Source organism: Methyloceanibacter sp. wino2 (genome assembly GCF_003071365.1).
Lineage (GTDB): Bacteria > Pseudomonadota > Alphaproteobacteria > Rhizobiales > Methyloligellaceae > Methyloceanibacter.
Genome location: NZ_CP028960.1, coordinates 1,072,191 through 1,084,814 on the forward strand (window position 1 = coordinate 1,072,191; position 12,624 = coordinate 1,084,814).

Below are 12,624 nucleotides of genomic sequence, written 5' to 3' on the forward strand. Positions count from 1 at the left end.
AGTGTGTTGCAACGTGTGATGCGCCGCCGCCGTGCGCGATTAGATTGCCGGCATCTGTCCATTTCGCCCAGGAACCCGCCATGTCTTGTGCTTCTCGCATCGCCGCCGCCACGGTCGCACTTGCACTACTGTCCTCAACGAGCAACTTCATATCGGATGCTTCGGCCGAGCCCGGCCCCGCCGATCTCGTCGACGCGTTGAACAAGGCTTTTGGCAAGTACCCGCATAAGCGGGCGGCTCACCCCAAGGGCCTTTGCGTCTCGGGCGACTTCAAGCCGACAGAGAATGCCCCCGAGCTCACCAAGGCGCCGCAATTTGCGAAAACCGTCCCGGTGATCGGCCGGTTCTCGCTCGCAGGTGGCAACCCGGAGGCCCCCGACAACGACAAGGGCAATCCCAAGGGCCTCGCGTTGCGCTTCGACCTCGGCGACGGCGCCAACACGGACCTGGTGATGATTTCGGCCCCGGTGTTCGTCGCCAACACGCCACAGTCCTTCTTCGACCTCCTGACCGCGAAAGCGAGTGGCGATGCGGACAAGGTGAAGGCGTATTTCGCCGCGCACCCGGAATCGAAGAACCAGGGCACCTGGCTCAAGGAACGGCTCGTCCCGGCAAGCTATGCCGGCGTCAACTATTGGGGCGTCCATGCCTTCACCCTGACCAACGCCGACGGCAAAGAGACGCTTGCCAAGTTCAAACTCCTGCCGCTGGCCGGCGAGGACGGCCTCACCGACGAGCAAGCAGAAGCCAAAGGACCGGACTTCCTGGCGGGCGAGTTCAAGGCACGCCTCGAAAAGGCCCGGCCGAGTTCGCGCTCGTGGCCATTGTCGGCCAGGATGGCGACGTGACCGACGATGCCACCGCGTTCTGGGACGAAGAGCACCGGGACAAGGTCGCGCTGGGGCGACTGACGATCGACGCCATCGAACCGGACGGCACCTGCGACGCGTTCTCGTTTCTGCCCGCAAACGTCGCCGACGGGGTGGCGGGGCCGACCGACGATCCGATCTTCGCGATCCGCTCTCCGGCCTATGTCGTGTCCTTCACGCGCCGGGTCGCGCCCTGACATCCATCGCTCACTGGAGACGCTACGCGCCGTGTTTGTGACGACACCCCGCCTTGACGCCTAGGGGAGGCCTGCGTACAAGCGGGTTATTGGCACTCGGGAGGCCTGAGTGCCAAGCATCGGAGTTCCAGCAAATAGGAGCGTATATCCATGAAATTCCGTCCCCTGCATGACCGTGTCGTGGTCAAGCGGCTCGAGGAAGAGCAGAAGACCAAAGGCGGGATCATCATTCCGGACACCGCGGCCGAGAAGCCGCAGACTGGCAAGGTCGTTTCCGTGGGCCCCGGCGTCCTCGGCGAGGATGGCAAGGTTCATCCGCTCGGCGTGAAGGCCGGCGACAAGGTCCTGTTCGGCAAATGGTCCGGCACCGAAGTCAAGATCGATGGCGACGAACTCCTCATCATGAAGGAGTCCGACATCATGGGCGTCCTCGGCTAGGCACGCCCCACACTTATCGAAACCGATTCCGCCCTGCGCCGCGCGTGAACAGCGGGCGCCGTGGAGCGTCGATCCACAACGGAGATTAGTTCAATGGCAGCAAAAGACGTTGTATTTGCCGCCGAAGCCCGTGAGCGCATGCTCAAGGGCGTCGACGTGCTTGCCAACGCCGTGAAGGTGACGCTCGGTCCGAAGGGCCGCAACGTCATCATCGACAAGTCGTTCGGTGCCCCGCGCACCACGAAGGACGGCGTCACCGTGGCCAAGGAGATCGAGCTTGAGGACAAGTTCGAGAACATGGGCGCGCAGATGCTCAAAGAGGTCGCGTCCAAGACCAACGAGACCGCGGGCGACGGCACCACGACGGCGACCGTCCTGGCACAGGCGATCGTGCGCGAAGGCCTGAAGGCCGTGGCCGCCGGCATGAACCCGATGGACCTGAAGCGCGGTATCGACAAGGCCGTCGCCGAAGTCATCGGCACCATCCAGAAGCAGTCGAAGGAAGTTTCGGGCTCCGCCGAAATCGCTCAGGTCGGCACCATCTCGGCCAATGGCGAGAAGTCCATCGGCGACATGATCGCTCAGGCCATGAAGAAGGTCGGCAATGAGGGCGTGATCACCGTCGAGGAAGCCAAGAGCCTCGATTCCGAGCTCGAAGTCGTCGAGGGCATGCAGTTCGACCGCGGCTATATCTCACCGTACTTCGTCACCAATGCCGACAAGATGACGACGGAACTCGAGAACCCCTACATCCTGATCTACGAAAAGAAGCTGTCGGGCCTGCAGGCCATGCTGCCGCTGCTCGAGTCGGTCGTGCAGTCGGGCCGTCCGCTGCTCATCATCGCCGAGGACGTCGAGGGCGAGGCACTTGCCACGCTCGTGGTCAACAAGCTGCGCGGCGGCCTGAAGGTCGCGGCCGTCAAGGCGCCGGGCTTCGGCGATCGCCGCAAGGCCATGCTGCAGGACATCGCGATCCTAACGGGCGGCGAGATGGTCTCCGAGGATCTCGGAATCAAGCTCGAGAACGTCACGGTGCAGATGCTGGGCAAGGCCAAGCGCGTCAGCATCACCAAGGACGACACCACGATCGTTCGCGGCGGCGGTAAGAAGGACGAGATCGAGGCGCGCGTGTCTCAGATCCGTCAGCAGATCGAGGACACGAGCTCCGACTACGACCGTGAGAAGCTGCAGGAGCGTCTGGCGAAGCTCGCCGGCGGCGTTGCGGTGATCAAGGTCGGCGGCGCCACCGAGATCGAAGTGAAGGAGAAGAAGGACCGCGTCGACGATGCGCTGAACGCGACCCGTGCGGCCGTCGAGGAAGGCATCGTGCCGGGCGGCGGCGTTGCGCTGCTTCATGCCTCGAAGGGTCTGAAGGCCAAGGGCGACAACGACGATCAGGAGGCCGGCATCAACATCGTACGCCGCGCGCTCCAGGCTCCGATCCGCCAGATCGCCGAGAATGCCGGCGTTGAAGGCTCCATCGTGGTCGGCAAGGTCATGGATCAGAAGTCGCCGACTTTCGGTTACGATGCCCAGAACGACACCTATGTCGATCTGATCGACAAGGGCATCATCGACCCCGCCAAGGTAGTCCGCACGGCGCTGCAGGATGCCGCCTCCGTGGCCGGCCTTCTGGTCACCACCGAAGCCGGTGTCGCCGAGCTGCCGAAGAAGGACGATCCCATGCCGATGCCTCCGGGCGGCATGGACGGCATGGGCATGATGTAGTCCACGCCTCCAAGGCTAGAAACGACAAGGGCCGTCCTTCGGGGCGGCCCTTTTTCTTTGCTAGCCAATATTGTGGATAGGCCATATATTCTACCTATACGTGTTACCCGACCACGCGCCCGCCGCAAGAGACTGGAGGCACCATGTCATCGGAAACGCCGAAGGTGAAGATCACCGCCGAGATACCCGAAACGCTCCTGCAAACTTTGAAAAACCTGGCGGAGCAGCGCGGCGTATCGGCCAACACGGTCCTTTCTCAAGCCATCAATACGGAGAGCTTCATCGCTCAGAACGAAGCCGCTGGTTCCAAGCTCCTTATCGAGAAGCCGAACAACACACTGGCCCAGGTGACTCGAAAAAGAGTGGCCGAGTAGGCATGGAGGGTACGTGTCATGAACCAAGCTCCAGATTCAGGAAAGCTGACGGTGGACCTCACGACAATCCGCCCGATCGGCGCGGCCGCGCCGGGTGTCGACGGCAATGGCGGCTTCACTGAGACGCCCTATGATCGTGAGCGGAAGCGCGAGACGATGCGCGGTTGGATCGCCATGCTGCTGCTCCTGACTCTGGTCGTCGTGATCAGCACGATGATCGGGATCGCAAGCTATTCCACCATCGGCTGTCTGAGCAGCAATTCGGAATGCACGACCGACGCGCTGCGGCTCACCGGGATCCGTTCGATCGGCGAAGTCTTGCTGGCACCGCTTGTCGGCCTCGTCGGGGCCGTGACGGGCTTCTATTACGGCGAGAAGAGCGCGAGCGAACGTCAGAACGCCGGCTAGAGCAATTCGGCTCCGAGCGATCTAGTCCACGAGGCAGCCGCTCGCCGCGTCGAGCCCGGCCGGCTCGCCCCAATCGTTGGCGGGCACGTTGGGGAAAGACTTGCCGAACTCCTGCTTCACCATCTCGAACTTGAGCGGCACGTTCGAGCTATCCGGAAAATCCACGACCCAGAAATAGTCGTGGTTCTGGGCCGGCCATTCGCGCGGCACGCCCGGCAGAATGTCGAGGTGGAAGAGCTGCCGCAGCGTGACGGCGGCCTCACGCTCGTATTTCTTGTCGTATTCGGGGTCGGCGATGTGCCGTCGGTCCCAGACCATGACGATCGTCTTGCCCTTGAGCGCCGGATTGTTGAGCACGTTGCCAGCGGCCTCGCGCGTGCGAGCGTGCAATGCCTGCTCCAGCTTCTTCGGGTCGTCCTGCGGTAGCACCGAATAGTGGATCACGGGCTTGCGCCAGCTCGACGAGGCGGGCGTCACGGTCGCGACCGTATGGGGCGTGATGGCGAAGAAGAACGCGGGCGCCGTACCCTCGCTAAAGAGGGATTTTGCGGCCTTGTCGCCGAGATAGTTGTAGTGCAGGCCTTGCGCACGCTGGCTCCCGATCTCGCAGAGTTGCCAGGCATCCGCCGCTTCGGCGCTGGTCAGGATCACGATGCGGGCCGGCGCGGCCAAGGTAACGCTCGGGAAGGCGGCGACCGACAAGACGGCGGCCGGCACGGCGAGCGATAGGACGAGCGCGAGTGTAGAGCGGCGCATGGGCGGCCCCTTCGGATTGCATTTCCAAAACGGGGCCGAGCCTAGCCACGGGGGCCGGTCATCGCCAGGGACCTCAACGAAAACGTGATCGTCCGTGAGCGGTCAGCCGGAGAACTCGCTCAGCCGGAGAGTGCGCCCAAGACGACCGCCTTGAGCTCGTTGGCCCGCTCGCCCCAGCTGGCGCGCTTCGCCGCGAGGAGGTGGGCCTGCGACTTCAGAATGAGACCGTCTTCGAGCACCTTCAGGTGGTTCGCCTGCAGCGTCGTGCCGGTACTCGTGATGTCCACAATGAGCTCGGACGTGCCCGTGGCCGGCGTCGCCTCCGTGGCGCCCACGCTTTCGACAATACGGTACCCGGTGACGCCCTTCTGCGAGAAGAAGCGCCGCGTCAGGTTCATGTATTTGGTGGCGACACGCAGGCCCCGGCCATGGCTGCGGGCGAATTGCTCGGCCACGTCTTCCAGGTCCGCCATACGCGACACGTCGAGCCAGCACTCGGGCACGGCCACGACCACATCCGCGTGGCCGAAGCCCAGCGGCGCCAGGAACTCGATACGGCTGTCGACGTCATGCACGGTTTCGCGCACGAGATCTTCGCCGGTAATGCCGAGGTGCACGCGACCGCTGCGCAGCTGGTGCACGATCTCGGCCGCGGAGGTGTACTCCACGGCGACGTCGGGCAGGCCGTCGAGCTGACCGCGATAGCCGCGCTCATGGCCTTTGACCCGCAGCGTGTAGCCAGCGGCTTCGAACAGGCTCGCGGCCTGCTCCTTCAGGCGGCCTTTGGATGGGACGGCGATGACGAGAGAGGGCGCGGTCATGACGATGTCCTCCACACGGCGGCGAGCAGGCGCTCGGTGTGGATGGCGGTGCCCACGGCCGGCACGGGGCTCGGCGCGCCGAGTGCGGTCAGCAGATTGTCGTAGCGGCCCCGCCGGCAACGGGCTCGGTCTCGTCCATGCCCGGCGCGCCGATCTGGAACACGAGGCCCGAATAATATTCCAGCTTGCGGCCGAACTCCGTCGCGAAGGTGGCGCCCGTCAGATCGACGCCTTGCTGCTCCAGCAGATCGAAGCGGGCCGCGACCCTGGTGAGCGCGGCGTCGATATCGAGCCCCGCGCCGTGCGCGATCATGGCGACCTTGTCGACAGCCTCGCGCGGCGGTGCGGAGACCCCAAGATAATACTCGATGACCGTGGCCACCTCTCTGGGCAGCGTGTCCGCGTAAAGATCCGCCGCCTGATCGAGCAGGCGCGTGGCGATCTCCCGCAAGGTGCGATTGCCCGCGAGCGGAATACCCTCTGCCTCGAGGTAGCCGGACACGATGTCCTCCGCCTCTTCCTGGCTCTTACCTGCGATTTTCTCGCCAAGCGCCATCAAAATACGGTCGGGCTCGATGCGCGTGCCTTTTGCGAGTTGATCCACAAGCGCGTGGAAGCTCGGCGGGCGCCAGAAATAGTGGCGCAGCTTGAGCCGCCAACGCTCCGGCAGATCAAGGGCATCGATCAGCGCGTAGAACAGCGCGATATCCCCGAAGCTGATGCGAAAGTCCGATAGCCCGGCGCTTCGCACCGCCTGCACGGCGAGCAGCAGCACCTCCACGTCGGCGGCGGCTTTGTCGGGCGCGCCGAAACATTCCACGCCCGCTTGGCGGAATTCACGCGGGTGCATGACGCTCGGGCCCAGCGGCTGAAACCGGAAGGCGGGGCCGTTGTAGCAATAGCGGGCTTCCGTCTCGGCTTTCGGATGACGCTCCAGATAGAGCCTGGAAACGGGCACGGTGAGATCGGGGCGCAGACACAGCTCCTCGCCCGCGAGATCGGTGAAGACATAGGAGCGCGCGCGGACCTGTTCGCCGATTTGATCGAGAAAGACGCCCGCGGGCTGGATGATCGCAGGCGCGACGAATTCGTAGCCCGCTTCTCCGAACAACGCGACCAGATCGCGGGCCTGGCCTTCGAGGGCTTCGAACGCTTTGGCGGATTCGGCGGTCATGGGGTTACGCCTTGTACCGGTCGAGGACCTTGCGCACGCCGGCGACGAGTTCGGCCTCCGGCACGGCGAATTGCGCCTCGGCCTGTTTCTTCAAATACTCTTCGCGGTCCTCGATCTTGGTGAGGCCTGCGCCGAGCACGAGATCCTTGATCTGAACTTCACCGCGCTCTTTCTCGTCGCCGCCTTGGATGATGACGCAAGGGCTGCCGCGCTTGTCCGCGTATTTCATCTGCGCCTTCATGCCGGACGAGCCGAGATAGAGCTCTGCGCGAAGCCCTGCGTCGCGCAAGGTCTTGACCATTTTCTGGTAGTCGCCGAGGCGGTCCTTGTCGAACACGAGCACGACGACCGGGCCTTGCACGTCGTCGCCCTTGTACTTGCCCAGGAGCTGCAGCCCGAACAGGAGCCGCGACACACCGACGGAGATGCCCGTCGCTGGTACGCGTTCGCCGGTGAAGCGTGCGACCAGCCCGTCATAGCGACCGCCGCTCATCACAGAGCCGAGCCGGATGGTCTGACCACGGCTGTCCGTGATCGTGGACGTCAGCTCCGTCTCAAAGACAGGGCCGGTGTAATACTCAAGGCCACGGACGATGGAGGGGTCGATGATGACGCGATCCGCATAGCCGCCTGCCGCGATGAGCGATGCGATTGTCTTGAGTTCTTCCACGCCCTCGGCGCCAGCCTCCGTATTCGAGAGCTGCGCAAGCTGTTTCAAAACGGCCTCGTTGCCGCCAGACAACGGAGACGTCGACGCGATCACCTTGTCGATGTCACCGGCGTCCAGGCCCGCACCCTTCGTGAAGTCACCGCTCTCGTCTTTCCGGCCCTCGCCGAGAAGCAGGCGCACACCCTCCTCACCGAGCCGGTCGAATTTGTCGATTGCTCTCAAGACTGTCAGCCGCCGGGTCTCCTCGACGCCAATAGAATCGAGAACGCCATCGAGAATCTTGCGGCTGTTGACCTTCACCACATAGTCGCCGCGCGGGATGCCGAGCGCCTCCATGGTGTCGGCGGCGAGCATGCAGAGTTCCGCGTCGGCCGCGACGGACGGCGCACCCACCGTGTCCGCGTCGAACTGCATGAACTGACGGAAACGGCCGGGGCCCGGCTTCTCGTTGCGCCAGACGGGGCCCGTCTGATAGCGGCGGAAGGGCTTGGGCAGGGTCTGATAGTTCTCGGCCACGTAGCGGGCGAGCGGCGCCGTCAGGTCGTAGCGCAGCGAGAGCCATTGCTCGTCGTCGTCCTGGAAGGAGAACACGCCCGCGTTGGGCCGGTCCTCGTCGGGCAGGAACTTGCCGAGCGCGTCGGTGTACTCGATGGCGGGCGTCGCCAGCGGCTCGAACCCGTAGAGCTCGAACACCTGCTTGATCGTGGCCAGCATCGCCTCGGTCGCGCGAATCTCCTGCGCCGAAGCGTCTTGCAGGCCCTTGGGTAGGCGCGCGTCGGGGCGAGTGTTCTCTGAACCCTGCCCGGGCTTATCGTTGTTCTTGCTCATGTGGGATGCGGCAGATTTCAATTGTCTTTTGCCGCCGCGTTCTAGCCCATCGCTCCCCTGCCAGCAAGCAACCGGCCTTGATCGCCCCGGGACAAATTGGCCGGAGACTAGTCGGCGAGGGCCTTTTCCTTGGCCGAGGCCTTGGCCATCTCGACCAGCGCCTCGATGGGATGGGCGCGGTTGCGCATCTTGGACAGGGCCGGCGGGCACGGGCCGCCGGTGGCCCAGTCGAGCAGCTCCACCGTGTGGACGATCGGGATGTCCGTTCCGGCCTTTATCTGGGTCATACAGCCGATATTGCCCGTGACAATCACGTCAGGCGCTATCGATTCGATGTTCTTGACCTTGCGGTCCCGGAGTTCGGCGGACAGTTCCGGCTCGACGATGTTGTAGGTGCCGGCGGACCCGCAGCACAGATGCCCCTCCGGGATCTCGGTCAGGGTGTAGCCCGCCTGTTCCAGCAACTGCCGGGGCAATTCCTCGAGCTTCTGCCCATGCCCTAAGGAGCAGGCCGAGTGATAGGCGACCTTGAGCCCCGTCCACATCACCGGCGGGTTGAGCGAAATCTCGTTGAGGAACTCGGTCGCATCACGCGCCAGGCCGCCCACATATTCCGCCCGCTCGGCGTAGCCATGGTCGCGCTCCAGGAGGCTGCCGTAGTCCTTGAGCATGGTGCCGCAGCCGCTGGCGGTCGGGATGATGGCGTCCAGCAGACGCTCGCGCATGACGGCCGTCAGCGCATCGATGTTCCGGCGCGCATGGGCGCGTGCTTCCTCGTCGCGCCCCAGATGATGGGAGAGCGCGCCGCAGCAGCCTTCATCCTTCACGACCATCACGTCCACGCCGTGGCGGCGCAGGAGGCGGATGGCCGCCCTGTTGATCTGCGGCGCCAGCACTTCCTGAACGCAGCCCAGCATGATGGCCACGCGCTTCGGCTGCGGCCTCTTCGGATTGTAGGCGGAGCGCGGACGCAGGATCTTGAGCTTCAGCGCGTCCTTCGGCACGAGATCCAGCGCCGCCGCGATGCGCTTCATCCCGAGCTTGCCGATCACGTCGCGGAAGGGCCGGGCGAACCAGCCGAGGATCAGCATGGCCTTGAAGCGGCTCGGATAGGGCAGCACCCGGCTCAGGAACATGCGCATGGTGTTCTTGTTCGGGCTGCGGTGACCGCGCTGCTCGATACGCGTACGCGCGAGATCCACCAAATGCATGTAGTCGACGCCGCTGGGGCACGCGGTCATGCAGCCGAGGCACGAAAGACAGCGGTCGATGTGGTGAACCGTCGACGCCGGCACGTCGCGCGTTTCGAACATCTGCTTCATCAGATAGATGCGACCGCGCGGACTGTCCCGTTCGTCCCCCGTCAGCACATAGGTCGGACACGTCGCCGTGCACAGACCGCAATGGACGCAGCGGCGCAGGATCTCGTCCGCCCGCGCGATCGACGGGTCTCCAAGCTGCATGGAGTTGAAATTGGTTTCCATCGCGCGCTACTGGCCCCTGTACAGCCGGCCTGGATTGAACAGCCCGAGCGGATCGAACGCATGCTTCAGCTTCGCCGCCAGGACGTCGTGCGGCGACTCCAGAGGCTGAAACACATCCGTCTCGTTGCGGATGGCCACATCCGCGCGAATGAGAGTTGCATGGCCGCCGAACTCCGCAAGCTGACGGCGAATATCGACCGCAGCCGCGTCGGTCAAGGACGGCGTCTCGATCCAAAGAAGACCGCCGGACCAGTCGTAAGCCACGTTCACGTCGACCTTGCGCGCGAGATTGCCGACGAGTGTCGCCGCCTTGCTCGGAACCGTGGAGACGCGCCAGAGCGGATGTTTCGTGCCCTGGAACATCTTCAGCGCGCGCACATCCTTCCAGAAAGTCTGACTGCGATCGGTGTCGAGTTCGAGTTCGGGCCCGTAGGCGAGCAGTGCCTCGCGCAGACGGCTGGTGCGATACCGGGCCGAGGCGGGGAAGCTCTCCACACGGATCGCCGTCACGGCCTTGCCGGTTCCGGCGAGATCGGCGTCCGACAGCCGGGCCGCGATGGGTCCGTGAAGATGAACCGTGCCGGACACCTCATAGGGCGTACCCATGGCGAGACACAGGGCTTCGACGGCGGCGAAGTCCGTGAGCCCGAAAAACACCAGCGTCCGGGTTTCGCGCTGTACGGGGAGAACTTTGAGGGCAACCTCGCACATCACGGCAAGCGTGCCCCATGAGCCAACCAGCGTCCGGGCAATATCGTAGCCGGTCACGTTCTTCATCACGCGGCCGCCCGACTTGATGATCTCGCCGCGCCCGTTCACAGCCGTGACGCCGAGCACGTGATCGCGCACCGCCCCTTTGAGAATGCGGCGGCTGCCGGAAATGTTCGTCGCGACGAGACCGCCGACGGTGCCCTCGCCCGGGCCGTAACCGAGAACCGGCGCGATGTCGACGGGCTCGCAGGCGAGTTCCTGATCGTTTTCGGCAAGAGCCGCCTCGATCTCCGTCAATGGCGTCCCGCACTTGGCCACCATCACGAGTTCGGTGGGCTCATAAAGGGTGATGCCCTTCATGTTCTCGGTGCTGACGACCGCGCCCGCGCGGACCGCATGGCCCAACTCGCGCTTGGTGCCCTTGCCCATGATCTCCAGGGGCGTGCGGGACTCGGCAGCCTCGAGGACGATCTGCGACAGTTCCTCTTCCGTCTGCGGCGCGTGGAAGCCAAGGCGCATGTGAGCCGTCACAGCCGTTCCTCGCCTTCAATGTATTCGACGTCGAACTCGACCTCGTCCACGAGGGTGTCCTCAGGCGGCAGACCATCCGGAGCGGCATCGAGACGGGTTAGGTCCATGCTCTGCTTCAGAGCACCGCGGCCGAGAATCGGAAACACTTTGCCTGGGTTCAGAAGCCACGCGGGGTCCAACTCTTCCTTGATCCGGACCTGCTGATCGATGTCCTCGTCCGTGAACTGCTCGTACATCAACTCGCGCTTCTCAATGCCCACACCGTGCTCGCCGGTAAGGCATCCACCGAGTTCGACGCATAGCTTCAGGATCTCGGCGCCGCAAAGCTCCACGCGCTCCAACTGCCCTGGATCGTTTGCATCGTAGAGAATCAAGGGATGCAGATTACCGTCGCCGGCGTGGAAGATGTTGGCCACGTCGAAACGGTATTTGCGGCAAATAAGGCTCACGCCGGTCAACGCCTCGGGTAAGGCCGACAACGGAATGACGCCGTCCATGCACATATAATCTGAGATCTGACCGATCGCGCCGAACGCCGCCTTGCGGCCCTTCCAGATCAGCGCGCTTTCTTCATCGCTCTGGCTTCGCCGCATACTGATCGGATTGTAGTCCTGCGCGATGTCCTCGATCTTCTCGAGGAGATATTCGATCTCGTCCTCCGAGCCTTCAACCTCGACGATCAGCGCCGCTTCGGCATCGAGCGGATAACCGGCGGGCACGAAGTGCTCGCACACGTGGATCGCCGGGCGGTCCATAAACTCGATCGCGACCGGGACGATGCCGGACGCGATGATCGCGGCCACGCAGGACGCCGCCGCATTCGCGGAATCGAAGCCGATCAGGACGGGCCGCGCGCCCTCGGGGGCGGCAATCAGCCGGACAGTCGCTTCCGTCACGACGCCGAGCTGGCCTTCGGACCCGGTTATCAGCGGCAGGAAATCGTAATTGGGCGCATCGAGATAGGTGCCGCCGAAATCGACGATCTCGCCATCGACCATGACCATGCGCACGCCCAGGAGGTTGTTGACGGTCACGCCGTATTTCAGGCAATGGGCGCCACCCGAGTTGGTGGCGATGTTGCCGCCGACGGTGCAGGCCACCTGGCTCGACGGGTCGGGGGCATAGAAGAAGCCTTTGGCCGCAGCGGCCTGGGTAATCGCGATATTGGTGATGCCGGCCTCGACCCGCGCGACGCGGTTGGCGGCATCGATCTCCAGAACCTGATTCATCCGCGACAGGCATAGGACGATGGAATCCTCGAGCGGCGTCGCGCCCCCGCAGAGCGAGGTGCCTGCGCCGCGCGGCACGACCTTGACGTGGTTCTCGTAGCAGAAGCGCAGGATCGCCGAGACTTCGTCCGTGTTCGCCGGAAGCACCACCGCCAGCGGCAAGCGCCGGTAGGCAGCGAGCGCATCGGATTCGAACGTCCGGCGGCCCTCGAGATCGGCAATGACCACCGCTTGGGGCGCCAGCTTCTTGATCTGCTTCACCACTTCGTTCCGGCGCGCCATGACGGCACGGTCGGGATCTGGAAGGGTCACGGTGGACATGTCTGCAGGCTCCAAGCCGCCCAGTAGGCCATTCGGCCCAAATTGCCATCAGGCCGACATGGCCATCAAGATGAAGGATGCTCAC

13 protein-coding genes are annotated in these 12,624 nt (G+C 64.2%); 6 read left to right on the top strand and 7 right to left on the bottom strand.

The features are described from left to right. Positions 1-80: 80 nt before the first annotated feature. From DCY11_RS04990 to DCY11_RS05010, 6 genes are all read left to right on the top strand, one after another. The gene (locus DCY11_RS04990; protein ID WP_245409451.1) at positions 81-848 is read left to right on the top strand and encodes a catalase; all 768 of its coding nucleotides are present in this window, start codon (positions 81-83) and stop codon (positions 846-848) included. After that, a complete protein-coding gene (locus DCY11_RS15860) occupies positions 845-1,066 on the top strand; it encodes a hypothetical protein (RefSeq protein WP_245409452.1) in 222 nt (73 codons plus the stop codon). Before DCY11_RS04990 ends, DCY11_RS15860 begins: the two co-directional genes overlap by 4 nt. Positions 1,067-1,216: 150 nt before the next feature. After that, positions 1,217-1,504, top strand: a complete 288-nt coding sequence (gene groES / locus DCY11_RS04995; protein ID WP_045365058.1) for a co-chaperone GroES — start codon at positions 1,217-1,219, stop codon at positions 1,502-1,504. A 93-nt stretch (positions 1,505-1,597) separates the two neighbouring features. Further along, positions 1,598-3,232, top strand: a complete 1,635-nt coding sequence (gene groL, locus DCY11_RS05000; RefSeq protein ID WP_108681553.1) for a chaperonin GroEL — start codon at positions 1,598-1,600, stop codon at positions 3,230-3,232. A gap of 143 nt (positions 3,233-3,375) precedes the next feature. Continuing rightward, a complete protein-coding gene (locus DCY11_RS05005) occupies positions 3,376-3,606 on the top strand; it encodes a hypothetical protein (protein WP_108681555.1) in 231 nt (76 codons plus the stop codon). A gap of 18 nt (positions 3,607-3,624) precedes the next feature. Next, positions 3,625-4,014, top strand: a complete 390-nt coding sequence (locus tag DCY11_RS05010; RefSeq protein ID WP_159079812.1) for a hypothetical protein — start codon at positions 3,625-3,627, stop codon at positions 4,012-4,014. Between the two features lie 21 nt (positions 4,015-4,035). On the opposite strand, the gene DCY11_RS05015 is transcribed toward DCY11_RS05010, so the two are convergent. The 7 genes from DCY11_RS05015 to DCY11_RS05045 all read right to left on the bottom strand — a co-directional run bounded on the left by DCY11_RS05015 (position 4,036) and on the right by DCY11_RS05045 (position 12,539). Then, positions 4,036-4,770, bottom strand: coding sequence for a hypothetical protein (locus tag DCY11_RS05015; RefSeq protein WP_108681559.1), 735 nt, complete (start codon positions 4,768-4,770; stop codon positions 4,036-4,038). Between the two features lie 119 nt (positions 4,771-4,889). Continuing rightward, the gene (gene hisG / locus DCY11_RS05020; protein WP_108683681.1) at positions 4,890-5,591 is read right to left on the bottom strand and encodes an ATP phosphoribosyltransferase; all 702 of its coding nucleotides are present in this window, start codon (positions 5,589-5,591) and stop codon (positions 4,890-4,892) included. Positions 5,592-5,679: 88 nt separating this feature from the next. After that, positions 5,680-6,765: an ATP phosphoribosyltransferase regulatory subunit gene (locus DCY11_RS05025; protein WP_108681561.1), complete on the bottom strand. Its 1,086-nt coding sequence runs from the start codon at positions 6,763-6,765 to the stop codon at positions 5,680-5,682. A 4-nt stretch (positions 6,766-6,769) separates the two neighbouring features. Further along, positions 6,770-8,263 (bottom strand): histidine--tRNA ligase, encoded by a 1,494-nt coding sequence (gene hisS, locus DCY11_RS05030; protein ID WP_108681563.1) that lies wholly within the window; start codon positions 8,261-8,263, stop codon positions 6,770-6,772. Between the two features lie 107 nt (positions 8,264-8,370). After that, entirely contained in the window at positions 8,371-9,747 is a 1,377-nt protein-coding gene (gene glcF / locus DCY11_RS05035; protein ID WP_108681565.1) for a glycolate oxidase subunit GlcF, read from the bottom strand. A gap of 6 nt (positions 9,748-9,753) precedes the next feature. Continuing rightward, a complete protein-coding gene (gene glcE / locus DCY11_RS05040) occupies positions 9,754-10,977 on the bottom strand; it encodes a glycolate oxidase subunit GlcE (RefSeq protein ID WP_108681567.1) in 1,224 nt (407 codons plus the stop codon). 8 nt (positions 10,978-10,985) lie between these two features. Further along, positions 10,986-12,539, bottom strand: a complete 1,554-nt coding sequence (locus DCY11_RS05045) for an FAD-binding oxidoreductase (protein ID WP_108681569.1) — start codon at positions 12,537-12,539, stop codon at positions 10,986-10,988. Positions 12,540-12,624: the final 85 nt, after the last annotated feature.